The organism is Duganella sp. Dugasp56 (assembly GCF_047304105.1).
Lineage (GTDB): Bacteria > Pseudomonadota > Gammaproteobacteria > Burkholderiales > Burkholderiaceae_D > Rugamonas > Rugamonas hordei.
On the sequence record NZ_JBGLYQ010000034.1, the window covers coordinates 20,796 to 41,694 of the forward strand.

Here is a 20,899-nt window from a genome sequence, read left to right on the forward strand (position 1 = left end):
CTCAGAAGCGCTTGCTCAGCTTGAGCAGCACGGTACGCTCGAAGACGCTGCGGTTGACGTCGCCATATTCCACATGGCTGGGATGCAGCAGGTCCTGGCCGATCAGCGCGACGTCGATGTCGGCGCGCGGACGCCACAGCAGCTGCATGTTCAGCTCGGTATAGGCGGGCACCGACGGTTTCGGCAGGCTGCTGTTGTGGCGCAGGTGCAGGTCCAGCGTCAGGCGCTCGCTCAGGTCGAGCGACGACCCCAGCAGCCAATGGCGGGCCGGATCGGTGGTGGCCAGGCCATCGTTGCCGCTGGCGTCCTTGCTGCCGGGCAGCAGGCTGGTGTGCACACGCTGCAGCACCAGGCCGGCGTTGGCGCGCCAGGTGGGCAGCGGTTGCCAGACGCCCCAGGCTTCCACGCCGCTGACGGTGCCCCGGCCCATGTTGCTGAACCGCGCCGCCGCGCCGCTGCCGGCCGGCTGCGGCTCCATCGTGCGCAGGCGCGTGTAGTCGGTGTGGTAAGCGGTCACCGAGTACGACCATTCGGGGCGCGGCTGCGCCCGGTAGCCCAGTTCGGCCGTCCTGGCCACTTCCGACTGGAAGGCGGGGCCGCCGCCGAGGATGAAGAAGGGCTTGCCGGCGACGATCAGCGGCGTGCTCGGTATGTACAGGTCGCGGTCGAAGCGCGACGGCGCGCGCACGCTGCGCGTCAGGCCGCTCCACAGCAGGCTGTCCGGCGCCGGAGTCCAGGCCAGCCGCAGGCTGGGCAGGTAGTCGCCGCCGCTGTAGCTGTCATGCTCGTACTTGACGCCGCCGGTCAGCTTGAGCCCGGGCGCCAGCGTGACTTCATCCTGGACGAACACATTGCCCCAGTGCAGATTGAGGTTGCCCGGCAGGAAGCCGTACTTGAAGTTGACCACCGTGTCCCACGCATAGCGGTAGCCGCCGCCCCACACCAGCATGTGGCTGTCGCCGATGCGGGTGCCGTGCTGCAGCTCCAGGTCCACCGTGTCGAGGTGATCCTCGTAGGCGTTCGGCTGGTTGCGTTCGGTATGGTCGAGGGTCAGCGTCAGGCGCAGGTTGGCGTCGCCGTCGAGCTTGCGGGTGACGCTGCCCTGCAGGTTGGCGCCGGCGATCCGTATGTTCGGCGTGCCGAGCTGGCCCAGCTGGCCGTGGTAGACGTCGCCCGAGGCGGTCGCGCCGGTGTCGCCGCGCTGCCAGTCGGCGCGGAAGCCGGCCTGCGCGCGATGCCAGCCGGTGACGGTGTTGACGCCCTTGGCGTTGTAGGTGTCGTCGGCCTGCATGCTCTTGCCGTAGACGCGGTAGTGGCCGTCATCGCCCAGTGCGCCGCCGTAGCGCAGCGCGCCGTCGCGCTGGTGCTCGCCGGCGGCGGCGCTGGCCAGTCCGCCGGTGGTGTCGCGCGCGCCGCGGGTGATGATGTTGATGACGCCGTTGACGGCGTTGGCGCCCCAGATGGTGGCGCCCGGTCCGCTGATGACCTCGATGCGTTCGATGTCTTCCATCACCACGTCCTGGGCGTCCCAGAACACGCCGGAGAACAGCGGGCTGTAGATGCTGCGGCCGTCGATCAGCACCAGCAGCTTGTTCTCGAGCACATTGTTGAAGCCGCGCGCCGTGATCGCATAGTTGCGGGCGTCGGTTTTGGCCACTTGCAGGTTGGGCGCCAGGCGCAGCGCTTCGGGTATCGAGCGCACGCCGCTGCGGCGGATGTCGGCGGCGCTGATCACGTACACCGAGGCCGGGGTGTCGCCGAGCCGCTCGGCCTGGCGCGATACCGACGTGATGATCACGTTGCCCAGTTGCTCCAGCGACAGGTTGGCCAGTTCGGCCACCGTCGGCATGGCATCCCCCGGGGCGGCGGTGGCCGGGCTCACGGCCACCGCGGTCATCGCAAATACCAGACCGATGCAGTTATCGCGCATACTTTTCCTTGGTAGCAACCCTGAAAAAATTATACTGTCAGGCATCGCGGGGACTGCATAGTTGTGTAGCATAAACAACGGTAATGAAAAGTATTTGGACGTTCGGCGCGCTTTGTCCAGGACGAACGATTGAGGCCGCGCTTTTCCGGGCCGTGATGGCTTCTCACGTAGAATCTATCGCAGAGAACACCGCTTTACCCGGGATTAAGGATCGTCATGCAGCAAAACAGCTTGTCCGTTGTGGATGTGGAAGCCGAGCGTTTTCGCCACTTCATCGTCAGCGTCACCGATTACGCCATCTACACGCTGTCGCCGGAAGGCATCGTCGTCACCTGGAACGCCGGCGCGCAGCGCTTCAAGGGCTACCATCCCGAGGAAATCATCGGCCGCCACTTTTCCGTGTTTTACACCGACGAGGAGCAGGCACGTGGCCGCCCCGCGCGGGCGCTCGAACTGGCGCGCACGTCGGGCAAGTTCGAGGACGAAGGCTGGCGCGTGCGCAAGGACGGCACGCGGTTCTGGGCCAGCGTGGTGCTCGATCCGATCCGGGACGACGCGGGCGAACTGCTCGGCTTTACCAAGATCACGCGCGACATCACCGAGCGGCGCAACGCCGCCGAGGAGCTGGAGCGCGCGCGCGAGGTGCTGTTTCAATCCCAGAAACTGGAGGCGGTCGGCAAGCTCACCGGCGGCATCGCGCACGATTTCAACAATCTGCTCAATGTCGTCATGAACGGCCTCGATCTGCTGCGGGTGGCGCCCGATCCGGCGATCCGCGCCAAGACGCTGGACACGATGGAGCGGGCGGCGCAGCGCGGCGCCTCGCTGATACAGCAGCTGCTGACGTTCGCGCGGCAGCAGCCGCTGCTGCAGGAGACGCATGACATCGGCCGCATCATCCGCTCGTTCGAGGCTGTGCTGCGGCGCGCTGTGCCGAGCGGCATGCGGCTGCAACTGCAACTGCAGCCGGAAGTACTGCCGGCCATGATCGACGTCACCCAGTTCGAAGCGGCGTTGCTGAACCTGGTGGTCAACGCGCGCGACGCCATGCCCGACGGCGGCGTGGTGCAGGTCGACGCGGCGGCCGTGCAGCTGGAGGCCGGCGAGGTCGAGCAGCTGCCGGCGGGAGCCTACGTGCGGGTCGTGGTCAGGGATACCGGCGAAGGCATGTCGCCCGAAACGCAGCTGCGCGCGGTCGAGCCGTTCTTCACCACCAAGGAGGTGGGCAAGGGCACCGGGCTGGGGCTGAGCCAGGTATATGGACTGGCGCAGCAAAGCCAGGGCGGCCTGAAGATCGATTCACGCGTGGGCGAAGGCACGGCCATCGAGCTGTACTTCCCGGCCGTCGAACTGCCGGTGGACAGGCTCGCGGCCAGCCACGAGTTTGCAGCGGAAAAGGTGCTGCTGGTGGACGATCAGCCGGATGTGCTGGAGACGGCGATCGGCCTGTTCAGCCATCTGGGCTACGACGTGTTGTCGGCCAACGATGGGCCCCAGGCGCTGGAGACGCTGCGCCGCCATTCCGATATCGCCATCCTGTTCAGCGACGTGGTGATGCCCGGCATGAGCGGCGTCGACCTGGCGCACATCGTGCGCCAGGAATTCCCCGCCATCCGGGTGATCCTGGCGTCGGGTTATAACCAGTCCGCGCTGGAGGGCGGCAAAGCGTCCGCCGATAACTTCGACCTGATCGCCAAGCCTTACCGGCTTAGCGACCTCATCAAGACACTCGGCGCGGCGCAGCCCGGCTAAAGGGCTTTTTTCGATGGACTGGTGCCGAACCATGGGTATATGGTTTATATTTCGGCATGCATCCATATTTCCTCATGGCTATTACACCGGTGGCGCTCATCGGCTTCACCGCGCTGGGCGCGCGCCGCATGCACTTGCGGGCGGACGCCGACCTCGGCCTGCAGCCGCCCGCGGCCCGGCCCGCGCTGTTGTGGCTGCTCGGTTTTGCCGCGCTGAGCGTGCTGGTGGAATATGCCGGCCCGCTGCTGGGCGTGCCCGACGAAACGGGCGCCTGGCGCGGCAAATACGACGGCGCCGCGCTGCTGGCGCGCATCGCCTTCATCGCGGCGATCTATCCCGTCGCCGAGGAATTGTTTTTCCGCGGGCTGGTGTTTGGCCGGGTCCGGCGCGCCAGGGGACCGTCTGCGGCGATCGCGGTGTCGGCGCTGGTGTTCGCTCTGCTCCATTTACAGTACGACTGGCGCGGCATGCTGCTCATCGGCATCGACGCGCTGTTCTACGGCGTCTGCCGCTGGCGCACCGGCTCGCTCTATCCGACGATGCTGATGCACATCGCCGGCAACAGCTTCGCCGTCTGGCAGCGCTTGCAGTAGGACCTGTACAGAAACATGTCTGGCCTTGGTGATTTTCACAATTGCCGGCCCGGCGGCAAGACAGCACAATGCATGCTCGACAAAATGCGGCCGCGGCGCGGTCGCGTCATTCCAAGAGAGACATCATGAGACTGCTTCATTCCACGCCTCGCCAGGCGTTGACGCTGGCCCTGGCTTCAGCCCTGCCTGCCATCGCCGCCCCGCTTGCCACGCTCGACCGCAACGGCGCCTACGTATCCATCGAAGCCTACGGCCCCAACGTCATCCACGTGACCATCGCGGCCGACAAGGCCGAGGTATTGAAAGGGCCGGGCTTCGGCATCCTCCCCAAGAATAGCGACAACGGCGCCTTCCGCCACAGCGCGGCCGCCGGCGGCGACACCTTCACCTCGGCCGGCATGACGCTGCGCGTCAATCCGGCGCCGCCGCCGCGCGTGCCCAGCCAGGGCGAAAAGTATTTCGCGTCGTCGCTGGCGCCGGTCGGCCTGCAGGTCAGCAATGCCAAGGGCGAGCAAGTGCTCAGCATGACCGGCTGGGAAATGTCGCCGCACACCGTCAACACCGAGAAAACCTATCAGGTGGGCGCATCGTTCGCCGCGCCGCGCGACGAGCACTACTACGGCATGGGCCAGAACCAGGAATCGCTGGGACCGCTGGACCTGCGCGGCCGCGTGCTCGATTGCCAGCACTGGTACGACGCGCCGGCGGGGGAGGCCGTCTGCGTGCCGTTCATGGTATCGTCCAAGGGCTACGGCATCGTCTGGGACAATCCGTCCGCCACCCGCTTCGTCGCCGGCGTCAACGGCCGCACCGGCTTCCAGTCCAACGTGGGCGAACGGGTCAGCTTCTTCGTGATCACCGGCGCCACGCCGGAGGAACTGTATGCCGGCTACGCGCGGCTGACCGGCAAGACGCCGATCCCGCCCAAGGCCGCGTTCGGCCTGATCCAGTCGAAGGCGCGCTACGACAGCCAGCAGGAAGTGCTGCGCGTGGCCAATACCTATCGCCAGAAAAAATATCCGCTCGACGTCATGGTGGTGGACTGGTTCTACTGGACCCGCATGGGCCAGATGGACATCGACCCGGCGCAGTTCCCCGATCCGGTGGCGATGAACAAGCAGCTGCACGACATGGGCATGCAATCGATCATCTCGATCTGGCCGCGCTATGAAACCTCCGGCCGCTACTTCAACGAACTCGACAGCAAGGGTTATCTGCTGAAGGACACGCAGGGCAAGAGCGTCGACGGCCTGCCGTTCCGCTCCGACCGCACCGGCGGCCTGATCGACGCCACCAATCCTGCCGCCCGCCAGTGGTTCTGGGAAAAGGCGCGCGACAACATCCTGTCCAAGGGCTTCGATTACCCATGGCTGGACGAGACCGAGCCGGACCTGGTGCCGGACGGCGCCTTCTACGCGATCGGCTCCGGCGACCGCTACCACAACCTGTTCCCGCTGATGCACGTCGAAGGCATGGCCGACAACATGCGCGCGTGGAAGCCGAACAAGCGCGTGCTGATCCTGTCGCGCGCCGCCTACCTGGGCTCGCAGCGCACCGGCGCATTGTTCTGGTCGTCGGACGTCGATCCGAGCTGGGAAGCGCTGGCGCGCCAGATCCCTACCGGCCTCAACATGACCGCCTCCGGCATCGCCTACTGGGGCAACGACATCGGCGGCTGGCACGGCCTGCCGTCGACGACCGAAGCCACCAAGGCGCCGTTGCTTGATCCGTCCGACGCGCGCGACGTGGTCGGCCAGTTCCACGACTATCCGGAGCTGCTGACCCGCTGGTTCCAGTACGGCACCTTCCTGCCGACCTTGCGCCTGCACGGCGAGCGCAAGCAAACCGACATCTGGTCGGTGGGCAAGCAGGCCGAGGCCGTCATGGCGCGCTACGATACCTTGCGCTACCAGCTGATCCCGTACATCTACAGCCAGGCCAAGGCCACCTACGACACCGGCGCGCCGTTCATGCGTCCGCTGTGGATGGACTTCCCGAACGACGCCAACGTCGCCAACATCGGCACCCAGTACATGTTCGGGCCCGCCTTCCTGGTGGCGCCGGTGACGGAGCAGGGCCAGACCGAGAAGGACGTCTACCTGCCGGCCGGCAGCGACTGGTACAACTACTGGACCAACGAAAAGGTCAGCGGCGGACGCTGGATCAAGGTGGCCGCGCCGATCGAGCAGATTCCGGTGTTCGTCAAGGCCGGCTCCATCGTGCCGGTCGGCGCCGACATCCAGTCGACCGCCAGCAAGCAGGCGATCGCGCAGATCAAGGTCTATCCGGGCAAGGATGGCCAGTTCCGCCTGTACGACGACGACGGCGTCAGCTACGACTACGAACACGGCAAGTCCAGCGTGACGCTGCTGAAGTGGGACGACGCCGCAGGCAAGCTGAGCGCCAGCGGCGGCGACGCCGCGCTGGTCAAGGCGGCGCCGGGACTGGTAAAACTTGCCGCGCCGGCGAAGTAGGGGATTCAGACCTCGAGCATGCCGCGCTTGATGGCGATGGTGACCGCATGCGTGCGGTCACGCGCGCCCAGCTTGGCCAGCACCGCGCTGACGTGGGCCTTGACGGTTTCTTCCTTGATCGCCAGCCGCGCGGCGGCCTCCTTGTTGGAGTGGCCCGACGCCACCAGGCGCAGCACGGCCAGCTCGCGCGCCGACAGCGTTTCCGAGCCGAACCAGGCATCGAGCTCGCGCGCGACCTCGTCCGGGATGTATTTCTGGCCGGCGTGCACGGCGCGGATCGCCTCCACCAGGCTGACGCGCAGCTCGCCCTTGAGCAGGTAGCCCATCGCGCCGGCCTCCAGCGCGCGGGCGATATGGGCGTCGCCGCTGAAGGTGGTCAGCATGATGACGCGCGCCGCGCCGTCTGCCGCGCGGATCGCGGCCAGCGCGTCGAAGCCGTTCAGCAGCGGCATTTGCAGATCCATCAAGGTCACGTCCGGACGGTGGCGCGCGTACAGCTCCAGCGCCTCGCGGCCGTCGGCGGCCTGGGCCACCACTTCGATGCCGGCGCTCGCGCCCAGCAAGCCGGCTATGCCTTCGCGCAGCAGGGCATGGTCGTCGGCGATCAGGACGCGGATGGGGAGGGATTCGGTGGGCACGGGACGTACTATAGCAAGCCGGCTATATATTTAGATAGTGGTTTTCATCGCGGGCAGGGCCTACCATGGATGCAGCAGTCCTCACCCTTAACCAAGAATGGAAGCCATCATGATGAACCCGAAATTAGAAGTATTGACGCCCACCAATTGCCAGCTGATCTTCATCGACCAGCAGCCGCAAATGGCGTTCGGCGTGCAATCGATGGACCGCCAGGCGTTGAAAAACAATACCGTGGCGCTGGCCAAGGCCGCCAAGGTGTTCAATATCCCGACCACCATCACCACCGTCGAGACGGAAGCGTTCTCCGGCCACACCTATCCGGAACTGCTGGACGTATTCCCTGGCAAGCCCATCCTGGAACGCTCGTCGATGAACTCGTGGGACGATCAGAAAGTGCGCGACGCGCTGGCCGCCAACGGCAAGAAGAAAGTCATCGTCTCCGGCCTGTGGACCGAAGTCTGCAACAACAGCTTCGCACTGTGCGCGATGCTCGAAGGCGGCTATGAAATCTACATGGTGGCCGACGCTTCCGGCGGCACCTCGAAGGAAGCCCACGACTACGCGATGCAGCGCATGATCCAGGCCGGCGTGGTGCCGGTGACTTGGCAGCAGGTGATGCTGGAATGGCAGCGCGACTGGGCCCACCGCGACAGCTATGATGCCGTGATGGCCATCGTGCGCGAGCACTCCGGCGCCTACGGCATGGGTGTCGATTATGCGTACACGATGGTGCACAAGGCGCCGCAGCGCATCACCGGCAGCCACGAGACGCTGGCGCCCGTGCCCGCCAAGTAAGCTCGCTAGAACACGCCAAGCAAACCGCGCCTGGCCGCCACCGTGGCGGCCTCGGTGCGGCTTGCCACGTTGAGCTTGGCCAAAATATTATTGACGTGGAATTTCACCGTACCCACCTCGATGTCGGCGCTGCGGGCGATCATCTTGTTGCTCTTGCCGGTGGCCATGTGGGCCAGGATCTCCAGCTCGCGCCTGGACAGGCGGCTGGTTTCGCGCCGTTGCGCCAGCTTGGCGGCCACGTCCGGCGGCAGGAAGGTGCGGCCGCCCGCCACGGTGCGTATGCAGGCCGACAACTGCGCGAAGCCGCTGTCCTTGAGCAGGTAGGCGCGGGCGCCGGCGCGCAGGCCGCGATGCACATCCTCGTCGCCCTGGTAGGTGGTGAGGATGATGATGTTGGCGTCGGCGTCGATCTGGCGCATCCGCTCTATGGCCTCGACGCCGTTCATTTCCGGCATGCCCAGGTCCATGACGACCACTTGCGGCCGCTGCTGTTCGAACAGCGCCACGGCCTGCACGCCGTTGGCGGCACGGCCGACCAGCCGGCATTCCGGCATGGTGTTGATGAGCGTCTCAAGGCCGGCAAGTATCAGCGGATGATCGTCGGCGATCAGGATGGAGATGGTGTCCATGGTGGAGTTCCTTGTGGTGGGGCGGCAGGCTGACATGGAAGGCGGTGCCGTGCGGCTGGCGCGAAGCGCTCCAGATACGGCCGCCGTGCGCGCCGACGATGGCGCGGCAGATGCCCAGGCCGATGCCGATGCCGCCGGGCTTGGTGGAAAACATCGGCTCGAATACCCGCCCGGCGATATGGGCGGGGATGCCGGCGCCGTTGTCCTCGACGCTGATGCGCACGGTGCCCGAGTCGTCGGCCAGCGCGGTGCGCACCAGCAGCAGGCGCGCGCGCTCGACGCCGCTCATGGCGTGGATCGCGTTGAGGATCAGGTTCATCATCACCTGCTGCAGCTGCACGCGGTCGGCATGCAGCTGCAAGGCGTGGCCATGGCCGAGGCCGAACTGCGTGCGGACCTCGACGCGGTGCTTGTGCAGCTCGCCGCGCAGCAGCCGCAGCACTTCAAGCACGGCCTCGTCCAGCGCGAACAGCGAGGGGGATGCGGGAGCGTTGGCGGCCATGCCGCGTATGCTGCGCAGCACGCCGCCGGCGGCGGCGCCGGCGTGCATCACCATCTTGAAGGCGTCGCAGGCGCTTTCCGTCCGCTGTTGTTCCAGGTGGTGCAGGCCGGCTTCGGCGTTCAGCATCATGGCGGCCAGCGGCTGGCTGACCTCGTGCGCCAGCGAGGCGGCAAATTCGCCCATCGCGGTGATGCGCGCCAGCCGCGCCAGTTCCTGCTCGGCCATCCGCAGCCTGTGTTCCAGTTGCGCGTTGCGCCGCGCCAGGACATCGATGAGCGGTAATTCGGAGGACATGTCGCTTCTTGGTGTAGAGAGGATGCAGCTATTATGCTGCGCCGCGACACCCGCGCGCTTATACGAAAGGGGCCGGACGGCTCTGGCTTAGCGGCCGGTTCCGGCACCCCCGAAAGAGTTACGCCTTCAGGAAAGCCAGCAGGTCGGCGTTCAGCTTGTCCTTGTGGGTGGTCGGCAGGCCGTGCGGCGCGCCTTCATACACCAGCAGCGTGGCGTTCTTGACCAGCTTGGCCGAGGCGCGGGCCGACGCGTCGATCGGCACGATCTGGTCGTCGTCGCCGTGCACGATCAGGGTCGGCACGTCGATCTTTTTCAGGTCTTCGGTGAAGTCGGTTTCCGAGAACTGCTTGATGCAGTCGTAGGCGTTCTTGATGCCGCACTGCATGCCCTGGGCCCAGAACGTGTCGCGCACGCCTTGCGATTCCTTGGCGCCCGGGCGGTTGTAGCCGTAAAACGGCGTGGTCAGGTCCTTGAAGAATTGCGAGCGGTCGGCCAGCACGGCGGAGCGGATGCCGTCAAACACCGACATCGGCAGCCCGTTCGGGTTGGATGCGGACTTGACCATCTGCGGCGGCACGGCGCCGACCAGCACCGCCTTGGCCACGCGCGAGGTGCCGTGGCGGCCGATGTAGCGCGCCACCTCGCCGCCGCCGGTCGAATGGCCGACCAGCGTGGCGCCTTGCAGGTCCAGCGCTTCGATCAGCGTGGCCAGGTCGTCGGCGTAGGTGTCCATGTCGTTGCCGTTCCATGGCTGGCTCGACAGGCCGTGGCCGCGGCGGTCGTGGGCGATGACGCGGTAGCCCTGGCTGGCCAGGAACATCATCTGGTCTTCCCAGGCGTCGCCCTGCAGCGGCCAGCCGTGGCTGAACACGACCGGGGCGCCGCTGCCCCAGTCCTTGAAGTGGATGCGGGTGCCGTCGCTGGTGATGACGCTGTCGATCGACAGTTGCGGTTTGCTTTGGTTGAGGCTGGTATCCGGCATGGCGGTGCTCCTTGCGTTGGTTGGGAGAGACCAGTGTAGGCAGCGGCGCAATCGTGCGCTCCTGCCAAAAGATCAGGGCGGGCTAAAGGGAGAGGGCGCGCCGTCGTAGTTTAGCGGCAGCCACTGGTAGCCGGCGCCCGCGTGACCAATGTGGCCGAGTCCGGGGAAGGCGATGTGCGCCGCGCCGACCAGCATGTGCTTGCCGGCCGCCATCTCCAGCAATTGCCGGCGGGTGGCGCTTGCGTCGGCTTCGCTGCTGTCGTATTTGACGGTGGCCTGCGGATGCGGCAGCTGGATCGCCGACACGTGGACGATGTCGCCCCAGACCAGCAACTGTTGTCCGCGGCTGCTCACCAGGTACATTGCGTGGCCCGGCGTGTGGCCCGGACCGGCCAGCACTTCGTCGACCTGCTCGGGCCGGTAGCCTGCCGCGCGCAGGTGGTCCACCAGCTTGCCGCAGCAATCGCCATACAGCTGGCCGGCGCCGGCATCGATCAGGATCAGCTTGCTGCCGGTGTTGACCAGGAAGGCATTGATCGAGCCTTGCACCGGCTGGCGCAGTTCGGCCTGGTCCAGGTCCGAGGCGATTTGCGCCGGCGCGATATGGGTCATCACGCTGTCGATGGGGAAGGCGTGCGTGCCGTCGGACAGCGCGGTGATTTCAAAGTCGCCCAGCATCATGCGGTAAAAGCCGGGCGCCTGCGTGCGCACCTGCGGCGCGGCGGCGTGCGCCAGTGTCGATGCGGCCAGCAGCAGGATGGCCGGCAGGCGGGACAGAAGTGAGGTCATGGCAGTGCTCCGGTAGCGATTGCCGATGCTATCGCAGTGGCGGCCCCGCAACACCTGTCTTTAGTCCAGTCGGCCCCATGCTGCGCCGCCATAGCCCGCCGCCAGCCGGATATGGATCTGGTGGCCGGCCTTCTTATGCTGCATCGCAGTATCAATACTTCTTTACAAATTTTCCCATTAGTCTAAAGTCACTAAAAATGATAACGCTATCTTTGCGTTGTGACCATCGCGTAGAAGTCGGGCGCGATTTATTTAAAACAATAATGTTAGCGCTAACTTAACGTTGGCCATGCCTTGGAGAGCTGGATGGAAAGTACCCGCTGGGTAGTGATGGGTGTCAGTGGCTGCGGCAAGAGCACCGTAGGGCAGGCGCTGGCCGGCGCACTTGGCGTACCCTATATCGAGGGCGACCAGTTCCACCCGCCGGCCAACGTGGCCAAGATGTCCGCCGGCGTCGCCCTGGACGATGCCGACCGCCACGATTGGCTGCAGGCCCTGGCCGGGCAGATCCACAGCGCGCGGCTGCTGAACACCGGCCTGGTGCTGGGCTGCTCGGCGCTGAAGCGCAAATACCGCGACCAGCTGCGCGCGGCCGACCCGGCGCTGCGCTTCGCCCACCTGAGCGGCGCGCGCGAACTGATCGCCGACCGCATGCAGGCGCGTGTCGGTCATTACATGCCGCTGTCGCTGCTGGACAGCCAGTTGCATGTCCTGGAACCGCTGCAGCAGGACGAGGCCGGCATCACGCTGGACATCGCCGATGCGCCGGAAACGCTGGTGCGTCATATCCTCGCCGGCAAGATCGGTAGTTGAAAGTGCCCGAATACCGTCTGGCTTGACGGGGCCGGGCAGCGTTGCAAGCAGTGCGTAGCGGAGCCGTCAGAAATTCCGCACGTTGACCCTTACCTCATAAAAATATAGCAGGAGACTACAATGCGTACACGTAACACAATCATGAGCCTGGCCGTGGCCAGCGCTTGCTGCTGGATCGCCATGCCGGCCCACGCGCAGCAAGCCGCTGCCGCTGCCCCTGCCGCCCCGGGCGACCAGACCCCGCCCAACGCGGACGCCAATGCCGCCCCAGATGCCAACGCCGCGCCGGTGCAGACCGTGGTGACTGTATCCGGCTCCCGCATCGCCTCGCGCGGCTTCACCCAGCCGACGCCGACCACCGTGCTGAACGCCGACGACCTGGCCAAGAACGCCCAGCCCAACATCTTCAACACCATCGCCGAGCTGCCGGCGCTGCAGGGCAGCACCGGCCGCACCACCAGCACCAACAGCACCTCCAGCGGCATCCAGGGCTTGAGCTCGCTGAGCCTGCGCGGCCTGGGCCCGATCCGCACGCTGACCCTGCTGGACGGCCAGCGTGTGGTGGGCGCCAACGTCACCGGCGTGACCGACGTCAGCCAGTTCCCGCAACTGCTGGTCAAGCGCGTCGACGTGGTCACCGGCGGTGCCTCGGCGTCCTACGGTTCGGACGCGATCGGCGGCGTGGTCAACTTCGTCACCGACAAGAAATTCGAAGGCTTCAAGGCCAACGTCGAAGGCGGCCAGACCACCTACCACGACGACCGCAACGGCACCGTGCAGGCGGCCTGGGGCAAGGCCTTCATGGACGACCGCCTGCACGTCGCAGTCAGCGGCGAGTTCGGCCGCGAGAAGGGCATCGATTCGCCGGGCTTCGGCGAAGTCGGCCCGAACGGCGGCACCTGGTACAAGAACACCGCCTACCAGATCCGTCCGCTGGCCCAGACCAACGACGGCAAGCCGCAATACACCGTCATCGATCACGCCCAGCAATACCAGTACGCCAAGTACGGCCTGATCACCAACGGCCCGCTGCAGGGCACGGCCTTCGGTCCCGGCGGCGTGCCGTACCAGTTCAACTACGGTGGCGGCGGCAAGCCGACCGGCACCGGCGCGGTGACCGGCTGCGTCAACCCGTTCTGCGTCGGTGGCGACCTGAGCGGCAGCGTCGGCGCCGGCACCAACCTGGCGATGGACCTGAAGCGCCAGGTGGCGTACACCCGCGTCGGCTTCGACATCAATCCCGACCACGAGATCTACCTGACCACCAACTTCGGCAAGGTCGAATCGGTGTTCTCGCCGAACCCGGGCGCGGCCAAGAACGCCAACCTGACGATACAGTGCGACAACCCCTTCCTGCCGGCGTCCATCGTGGCCGCCTGCGCCGCCAACAAGATCACCAGCTTTCAGTACGGCACGGCCAACGCCGAATTCCCGCGCAACATCAACGTCCACCCGACCCGCCAGATGGAACGCGTGGTGGTGGGCGCCGACGGCCGCTTCCAGCTGGCCGGTAAGGAATGGTCGTATGACGCCTACGCCGAATATGGCCAGAACAAGACCGACATCATCGTCCACGACATCTCGCTCAATGCGCGCTACAACGCCGCCATCGACGCGGTGCGCGGCCCGAACGGCACCATCGTCTGCCGCAACCCGGTGGCGGCCGCTTCCGGTTGCGTACCGCTGAACATCATCGGCGACGTGCCGGCCGATCCGGCGGCAATGGCCTACATCGAACCGGCCAACGGTCCGCAGCAGCACACCAAGCAAACGCAGCAGGTCGCCAGCTTCAACCTGCACGGCGAACCGTTTGAATCGTGGGCCGGCCCGATCGCCGTGGCGACCGGCGCCGAGTACCGCCGCGAACACTACAGCGTGACCGGCGACCCATACGGCAACGGCGTCTCCGCCGACAGCCCGAACACGGCGGCCTATCCGGCCGACCCGCTGCTGAACACGGCGGTCGGCAACAACTGGTACGCCGGCAACTACCACAATGCCTCGGGCACCTACGACGTCAAGGAAGCTTACGTCGAGCTGAACGTTCCGATGCTGAAGTCCGCCACCTTCGGCGAGGCCAACCTGAACGTGGCCGACCGCCGCACCAAGTACAGCACCTCCGGCAGCGTGGAAAGCTGGAAGATCGGCGGCAGCTGGAAGACCCCGGTCGACGGCCTGAGCTTCCGTGCCGTGACCTCGAAAGACGTGCGCGCACCGAACTTGAGCGAACTGTATGCGGCCGCCGTGGTGGTCAACAACGTGGTCAGCTACCAGGGCAACACCATCACGGTCCAGCAGCGCACGGTCGGCAACACCAACCTGCGCCCCGAGATCGCCCGCAACACCGTGTTCGGCGCGGTGCTGAACCAGCCGAAGTGGCTGCCCGGCTTCAGCGCCTCGGTCGACTACTTCGACATCAAGGTCAACGGCGTGATCTCGACCTTGTCGGCGCAGCAGGAAGTCGACCTGTGCGTGGCAGGCAACAAGGAAATCTGCTCGGCGATGGTGCTCAACAGTGCCAGCACCACCAACAACTACGTGACGGTGCAGGCGTTCAACCTGGCGTCGCTGCGCAACAAGGGCTACGACATCGAGGCGGCCTACCGCATGAACCTGAAGGACTTCGGCTTGCCTGGCCGCCTGACCTTCCGCGCGCTGGCCACCCGCACCATCAGCTTCCTGACCGATCCCGGCGTGGTGGGCACGATCCCGTCCGAAGGCGCCGGCAACAACCTGGGCGGCACGCCTAAGTGGAAGGGCCTGGCCTCGCAAGCGTGGGACACCGACAAGTACGGGCTGATGCTGACCGAACGCTGGATCAGCAAAGGCGTCTACAGCAACGAGTTCATCGAGTGCCAGACCAACTGCCCGGTCTCGACCACGATCCACCCGACCATCTTCAACAACCAGATGAAGGGCGCCTTCTACGTCGACCTCGGCGGCACCTACAAGGTCAATGCGAAGACCACCGCCTACTTCAAGATCGACAACATCGGCAACGTCGATCCGGCCGCGGCGCCCCAGGCCAACCTGAGCTTCGCCATCAACCCGACGCTGTACGACGTGCTCGGCCGCGTGTACCGCGCCGGCGTGCGTTACAGCTTCTAAGCCGTCCGGGTGATGACTACTATGATTAGTCCGTTGGCGTCGTTCTTCGGAATGACGCCCGCCGCGTGGAGCATGCTGGCCGTGGCCTTGTCGGTCGGACTGCTGACCTTGATGATCGCCTGGGGCAAGGTACAGCCGCTGCTGGCGTTCGTGGTGGCGGCGCTGGTCGCGGCGCTGCTGCTGGGCATGCCGCTGGACGCCATTCCCAAGTCCATCGACAAGGGCATAGGCGATCTGCTCGGTTCGCTGATCGTGATCGTCTGCCTGGGCGCCGTGTTCGGCAAGCTGATCGCCGACAGCGGCGCGGCCCAGCGCATCGCCAGCTATCTGATCGGCGTGTTCGGCTCGGCCCGCATGCCGGTGGCGCTGACCTTGACCGGCTTCGTGGCCGGCATACCGCTGTACTACAACGTCGGCTTCGTGCTGCTGGTGCCGCTGGTGTTCTCGCTGGTGTACCAGAGCGGACGGCCGGCGGTGGCGCTGGCCATTCCGCTGCTGGCCGGGCTGTCGATCGCCCACGGCTTCCTGCCGCCGCACCCGTCGCCGACGGCGCTGGTGGCGCAGTTCCATGCCGACATGGGACGCACGCTGTTCTACGGCCTGATCGTCGCCGTGCCGACCCTGATCATCGCCGGGCCGGTGTTCGCGATGAGCCTGAAACGCATCCATAGCGAGCCGGCGCCGCTGTTCCGCACCGGCCTGCGCGACGAGGCCGAACTGCCGGGCGTGTTCAACAGCTTCGCCACCGCGCTGCTGCCGGTGTGGCTGCTGGCCGCCGCCACCGCGCTGACGCTGGTGCCGGTGGACAGCCCGCTGCTGAAGTCGCTGATCGCCTTCCTGGCCAATCCGATGATCGTCATGCTGATCGCGCTGGCCGCCGCCGTGGTCACGCTGGGGCTGGCGCGCGGCCAGAGTTTGCCCAAGCTGATGGCCGGCGCCCAGGATGCGCTGCGCGACATCGCGCCCATCCTGCTGGTGATCGCCGGCGCCGGCGCGCTGAAGCAGGTGCTGGTCGATTCCGGCGTCAGCACCGAACTGGGCAAGCAGCTCGGCAGCCTGCCGGTGCCGCCGCTGGTGCTGGGCTGGCTGGTGGCGACGCTGATCCGCGTGTGTCTGGGCTCGGCCACCGTGGCCGGCCTGACGGCGGCCGGCATCGTCGCGCCGGTGGTGCAGTCGTCCGGCATCGATCCGAGTTTGATGGTGCTGGCGATCGGCGCCGGCAGCTTGATGTGCAGCCACGTGAACGATTCCGGCTTCTGGATGTTCAAGGAATACTTCGGCCTGTCGCTGAAGGATACCTTCCGCTCGTGGACTTTGATGGAGACGCTGGTCGGCGTCTTCGGACTGATTTTCGTGTTGCTCCTCTCCGCCTTGATTGGATAACAAATGATGAAACTCCCAATGACCCGCGCTCTCGTTGCCGCGGTCGCCGTTCTGTGCGCGCCGCTTGCTGTGCAAGCCGCGTCGATCTCCGCCTACCAGACCATGCCGGACGACCCGCGCGCCGTGAAAGTACAGGCCAAGGGCGACGGCGTGGCCGACGACACCGACGCCATCCAGCAGGCCGTCACCAGCGCCGCCAACAAAGGCGAGGGCGGCGTGGTGTTCCTGCCATCGGGCCGGTACCGCATTTCTCGCTCAATTTTGGTACCGCTATCAGTGCGCCTGTACGGCGTCGGCCCGACGCGGCCGGTGTTCGTGCTCGGCGCGCGCACGCCGGGTTTCCAGAAGGGCGTCGGCAACATGATCGTGTTCACCGGCGGCGACCAGTACACGGTGGGCAAGGTGCCGGTACCGGTGGCCAGCGCCGTGCCGTTCAGCGACAAGGTACGCGACGCCAACTCGTCGACGTTTTATTCGGCGCTGAGCAACGTCGATTTCGAGATCGGCGACGGCAATCCGGCTGCTGCGGCGGTGCGCCTGCGCACGGCGCAGCACTCCTACCTGAGCCATATCGACTTCCATATCGGCTCCGGCCTGGCCGGCATCTACCAGGTCGGCAACGAGAGCTTCGACCTGAAATTCTACGGCGGCCGTTACGGCATCCTGTCCGAGAAGACGTCGCCGGCATGGCAGTACACGCTGATGGACTCGACCTTCGAAGGCCAGCGCGACGCCGCCATCCGCGAGCATGAGGCGGGACTCACGCTGATCAACACCAGCATCCGCAACACGCCGGTCGGCATCGAGATCGACCGCGGCTACGGTGACTGGTTGTGGGGCAAGGACGTGCGCTTCGAGAATGTGTCGAAGGCGGCGGTGGTCATCAGCAACGAGGGCAACGTCTACACGCAGGTCGGCTTCGACCACGCCGTGGCCCGCAACACGCCGGTGTTCGCGCGCTTCCGCGACAGCGGCAAGACCATCGCCGGCACAGGTTCTACCTACGCGGTCAGGGAATTCAGCTACGGCCTGGTGCTGCCCGGCCTGGGCAGCACCGGGCAGTTCGCCACCATCATCAAGATGGAACCGTTGAAAGCCTTGCCGGCCGCGCCGCGCCAGGTCATGCGCACGCTGCCGCCAAGTACCGAATGGGTCAACGTGCACAGCTTCGGCGCCGTCGGCGACGGCGTGGCCGACGACACGGCGGCGATCCAGAAGGCCATCGACAGCAAGCGCGTGGTGTATCTGCCGCTGGGCTTCTACGTCGTCAACGACACCATCCGCATGAAGCCGGACACGGTGCTCATCGGCCTGCATCCGGGCCTGACGCAGCTGGTGCTGCCGAACGGCTCGCCGCTGTACGCCGGCGTCGATGGCCCGAAAGCGCTGCTGGAAAGCGCCAAGGGCGGCGACGCCATCGTCACCGGCTTCGGCCTGGCCACCGGCGAAGTCAATCCGCGCGCGACGGCGCTGCTGTGGAAGGCTGGCGCCGATTCGCTGGTCGACGACATCCGCATCCAGGGCGGCCACGGCACGCGCCTGTATGACGGCACGCGCCGCGACCCTTACCAGAAGCGGGCCGACTTCGATCCGACCGCACACTGGGACCGCCAGTACCCGAGCATCTGGGTGACCGACGGCGGCGGCGGCACCTTCGTCGCCTGCTGGACGCCGAGCACCTTCGCGCAGGCGGGCTTCTACGTGTCGAACACCAAGACGCCGGGCAAGGTGTACGAACTGTCGGCCGAACACCACATCCGCGCCGAGATCGTGCTGGACGGCGTGGAGAACTGGGAATTCCTGGCGCCGCAAACCGAGGAGGAAGTGCGCGACGGCATGGACTCGGTGTCGCTGGAGATCCGCAATTCGAAGAATCTGCTGTTCGCCAACTACCATGCCTACCGCGTCACGCGTTCGATCAAGCCTGCGCCGTCGGCGGTCAAGCTGAGTAATTCCAGCGGCATCCGCTTCCGCAATGTGCACGTCAACGGCGAGAGCGGCTACGCCACCTGCGACGACAACGGCTGCGACACCTATCTGCGCGTCACCAAGTACCCGTATGAGAACGCCCTGCAGGACGTCACGCACAAGCTGGAAGTGCGCGAACGCGAGTTCGCTTCGCTGGATATCGGCGCCTCCGGTCCCGCTGCCGCAGCCGCGCCAGCCCTGGCCGGAGCAGGCGTCGGCGCCGGCGTCAAGGTCGACAAGCTCGAAGGCGATTTCTATTCGATCGCCGGTGCGGCGGTCGACGCCAAGGGCAAGCTCTATTTCGTGGACCGCCGCTTCCAGCGCATCTACAGCTGGTCCAAGGCCGACGGCATGATGGTGGTGCGCGACGCGCCGCTGGATGCGATCAACCTGGCCTTCGACAAGAGCGGCGCGCTGATGGTGCTGTCCTCGCACGGTTCCGAAGGCACGGTCTACTCGTTCCACCCGGACCAGCCGGCCGGCCCGCTGACGCTGATCAAGCCGACGCCGGTCACCGCCCACGCTGGCGCACGCACCGTGGTACCGGTCAACTTCTGGCAGAACGGCGAGTTCCGCGACCAGTTGAACCCTGACACCTACGAGTTCACCACGCTGGCCGAGATGTTCGCCCGCGATGTGGCGTTGCCGAAGAAGCGCGAGTACGTGTCGCCGGACGGCAGCCTGGTGATGCCGGCCTACCGCGTGTTCCAGCAAGGCCCGGCCAATCACCTCGGCTACCGCTTCTCCGACACGCTCGACACGCATGGCCTGGTGGCGGCCGGCGCCAACGGCCGCGTGGTGTTCACCAACGGCTCCGAGAACCGCACCTTCAGCGGCGTGATCGGGCAGGGCGGCGGCATCGGCGACTTGAAACAGGTCGCCAACCGGGGCGGCGAAAGCGTGGCCGTGGACAAGGCCGGCAACGTCTACGTGGCCAACGGCCAGGTATTCGTCTACGCGCCGGACGGCAAGGAGATCGGCCGCATCGATGTGCCAGAACGTCCGCTGCAATTGATCTTCGGCGGCGACGGCGATGGTACGCTGTTCATCCTGACTCACCATACCCTTTACGCCGCGGGAGGCTTCAATGGGCATTAACAAATTCGGCTTGGCGCTCTTGCTGTTGTGCGCGCAGGCGGGCGCGCAGCAGGCCGTTCAACTGTGGCCCAACGGCGCGCCGGGCTCGGAGAAGCGCCACAACGAGCCGGAGACGGTGCAGAACACCTACGTCAGCAATATCCACGATCCGTCGCTGACCGTGGTCAAGGCCGATCCGCGCCACGCCAACGGCGCCGCCGTGATCGTGGTGCCGGGCGGCGGCCATCGCATGCTGGTGTGGAACAACGAGGGGCTGGTGGCGGCCAAGTCGCTGAACCGTTCCGGCGTCACCGCCTTCGTGCTGAAGTACCGGCTGGCGCGCGACCAGGGTTCGAGCTACAGCATCGAGAACGATGCGGCGGCCGACCTGCGGCGCGCGGTGCGCTGGGTGAGGGCGCATGCGGCGGAGTACAAGATCGATCCGAACCGGCTCGGCATCATGGGCTTCTCGGCCGGTGGCGAGCTGGTGTCGCTGGTGGCCGACAATCCGGCGCCGGCAGGAACGGCGGACGCCATCGACAAACTGAGCGCGCGGCCTGACTTCCAGGTGCTGGTCTATCCCGGTCCGCTGGGGGTGCCGGCCAAGGCCGTGCAGAACGCGCCGCCGGCCTTCATCGTCGCGGGATCGGTGGACAAGTGCTGCGCGCCGCCGGCCATAGCCCTGTATCAGCAGCTGGTGGCGGCGGGCGTGTCGGCCGAGCTGCATATGTATGCGGAGACCGACCACGCCTTCAACATGGGTCAGCGTTCGGAGCGGCTGTCCGACGTGCACTGGCCGGATCGCCTGGCCGACTGGCTGGCCGACGGCGGCTGGCTGATACCGCACAGCGGCCAGGCGCCGCAGGGCGTGCCGTCGCCGGCGCAGTAATTACTGTTCGAAGCGTTTGCGGATTTCGCCGACGTTGCGGCCCACCTCGCGCACCACTTCGATCAGCTTGGACGGCGGCACGTCGAACTCGCGCGCCCAGAAGCGGACTTCCGGCGCATGCTGCGGATTGATGGTGCGGAGGCTGCGGTAATCTGAGGTCTTGGTCTGGACTTGCATGATGGTATTTAAAAAAGAGTGCTTTAGTGCCATCATGTTGCCAGCTTGCGCCACGGCGCACCGTGCACTGGCGCACATGGGAGCAGCTTTCTTTCCCAGAGTGCT

16 protein-coding genes are annotated in these 20,899 nt (G+C 66.1%); 9 read left to right on the forward strand and 7 right to left on the reverse strand.

The window, feature by feature from the left end; genetic code table 11:
• Window position 1 precedes the first annotated feature (1 nt).
• The gene (locus ACCD07_RS22350; protein WP_176651528.1) at window positions 2-1,930 is read right to left on the reverse strand and encodes a TonB-dependent receptor domain-containing protein; all 1,929 of its coding nucleotides are present in this window, start codon (window positions 1,928-1,930) and stop codon (window positions 2-4) included.
• 216 nt (window positions 1,931-2,146) lie between these two features.
• Here ACCD07_RS22350 and ACCD07_RS22355 point away from each other — a divergent pair, with 216 nt between their 5' ends.
• The 3 genes from ACCD07_RS22355 to ACCD07_RS22365 all read left to right on the forward strand — a co-directional run bounded on the left by ACCD07_RS22355 (window position 2,147) and on the right by ACCD07_RS22365 (window position 6,749).
• A complete protein-coding gene (locus ACCD07_RS22355) occupies window positions 2,147-3,682 on the forward strand; it encodes a PAS domain S-box protein (RefSeq protein WP_413448608.1) in 1,536 nt (511 codons plus the stop codon).
• Between the two features lie 74 nt (window positions 3,683-3,756).
• The gene (locus tag ACCD07_RS22360) at window positions 3,757-4,275 is read left to right on the forward strand and encodes a CPBP family intramembrane glutamic endopeptidase (RefSeq protein ID WP_413448609.1); all 519 of its coding nucleotides are present in this window, start codon (window positions 3,757-3,759) and stop codon (window positions 4,273-4,275) included.
• Between the two features lie 125 nt (window positions 4,276-4,400).
• On the forward strand, window positions 4,401-6,749 hold the full coding sequence (locus tag ACCD07_RS22365) for a TIM-barrel domain-containing protein (protein ID WP_176651525.1): 2,349 nt from the start codon (window positions 4,401-4,403) through the stop codon (window positions 6,747-6,749).
• A 5-nt stretch (window positions 6,750-6,754) separates the two neighbouring features.
• On the opposite strand, the gene ACCD07_RS22370 is transcribed toward ACCD07_RS22365, so the two are convergent.
• Window positions 6,755-7,387 carry a response regulator gene (locus tag ACCD07_RS22370; RefSeq protein WP_413448610.1) on the reverse strand — a complete coding sequence of 211 codons (633 nt, stop codon included), beginning with the start codon at window positions 7,385-7,387 and terminating at the stop codon, window positions 6,755-6,757.
• Window positions 7,388-7,496: 109 nt separating this feature from the next.
• Here ACCD07_RS22370 and ACCD07_RS22375 point away from each other — a divergent pair, with 109 nt between their 5' ends.
• Entirely contained in the window at window positions 7,497-8,183 is a 687-nt protein-coding gene (locus tag ACCD07_RS22375) for a hydrolase (protein WP_176651523.1), read from the forward strand.
• Window positions 8,184-8,188: 5 nt separating this feature from the next.
• Here the strand turns inward: ACCD07_RS22375 and ACCD07_RS22380 are convergent, their stop codons facing one another.
• The 4 genes from ACCD07_RS22380 to ACCD07_RS22395 all read right to left on the reverse strand — a co-directional run bounded on the left by ACCD07_RS22380 (window position 8,189) and on the right by ACCD07_RS22395 (window position 11,379).
• On the reverse strand, window positions 8,189-8,812 hold the full coding sequence (locus tag ACCD07_RS22380) for a response regulator transcription factor (protein ID WP_176651522.1): 624 nt from the start codon (window positions 8,810-8,812) through the stop codon (window positions 8,189-8,191).
• On the reverse strand, window positions 8,754-9,608 hold the full coding sequence (locus ACCD07_RS22385) for a sensor histidine kinase (protein WP_413448611.1): 855 nt from the start codon (window positions 9,606-9,608) through the stop codon (window positions 8,754-8,756). Before ACCD07_RS22385 ends, ACCD07_RS22380 begins: the two co-directional genes overlap by 59 nt.
• 118 nt (window positions 9,609-9,726) lie before the next feature.
• A complete protein-coding gene (locus tag ACCD07_RS22390) occupies window positions 9,727-10,590 on the reverse strand; it encodes an alpha/beta fold hydrolase (protein WP_218087772.1) in 864 nt (287 codons plus the stop codon).
• 72 nt (window positions 10,591-10,662) lie between these two features.
• Window positions 10,663-11,379 carry an MBL fold metallo-hydrolase gene (locus ACCD07_RS22395; RefSeq protein WP_413448612.1) on the reverse strand — a complete coding sequence of 239 codons (717 nt, stop codon included), beginning with the start codon at window positions 11,377-11,379 and terminating at the stop codon, window positions 10,663-10,665.
• Between the two features lie 306 nt (window positions 11,380-11,685).
• On the opposite strand from ACCD07_RS22395, the gene ACCD07_RS22400 reads away from it, so the two are divergent.
• The 5 genes from ACCD07_RS22400 (at window position 11,686) to ACCD07_RS22420 (ending at window position 20,617) form a co-directional block, all read left to right on the forward strand.
• On the forward strand, window positions 11,686-12,192 hold the full coding sequence (locus ACCD07_RS22400; protein WP_353404653.1) for a gluconokinase: 507 nt from the start codon (window positions 11,686-11,688) through the stop codon (window positions 12,190-12,192).
• Window positions 12,193-12,312: 120 nt separating this feature from the next.
• Window positions 12,313-15,300, forward strand: coding sequence for a TonB-dependent receptor domain-containing protein (locus ACCD07_RS22405; protein ID WP_413448613.1), 2,988 nt, complete (start codon window positions 12,313-12,315; stop codon window positions 15,298-15,300).
• Window positions 15,301-15,312: 12 nt separating this feature from the next.
• Window positions 15,313-16,683 carry a gluconate:H+ symporter gene (locus ACCD07_RS22410; protein ID WP_353404651.1) on the forward strand — a complete coding sequence of 457 codons (1,371 nt, stop codon included), beginning with the start codon at window positions 15,313-15,315 and terminating at the stop codon, window positions 16,681-16,683.
• Window positions 16,684-16,686: 3 nt separating this feature from the next.
• The gene (locus ACCD07_RS22415) at window positions 16,687-19,749 is read left to right on the forward strand and encodes a glycosyl hydrolase family 28-related protein (protein WP_413448614.1); all 3,063 of its coding nucleotides are present in this window, start codon (window positions 16,687-16,689) and stop codon (window positions 19,747-19,749) included.
• Window positions 19,739-20,617 (forward strand): alpha/beta hydrolase, encoded by an 879-nt coding sequence (locus ACCD07_RS22420; RefSeq protein ID WP_413448615.1) that lies wholly within the window; start codon window positions 19,739-19,741, stop codon window positions 20,615-20,617. Before ACCD07_RS22415 ends, ACCD07_RS22420 begins: the two co-directional genes overlap by 11 nt.
• Here ACCD07_RS22420 and ACCD07_RS22425 read toward each other — a convergent pair whose 3' ends face one another.
• Window positions 20,618-20,794: a DUF3606 domain-containing protein gene (locus tag ACCD07_RS22425; RefSeq protein WP_176651518.1), complete on the reverse strand. Its 177-nt coding sequence runs from the start codon at window positions 20,792-20,794 to the stop codon at window positions 20,618-20,620.
• Window positions 20,795-20,899 lie beyond the last annotated feature (105 nt).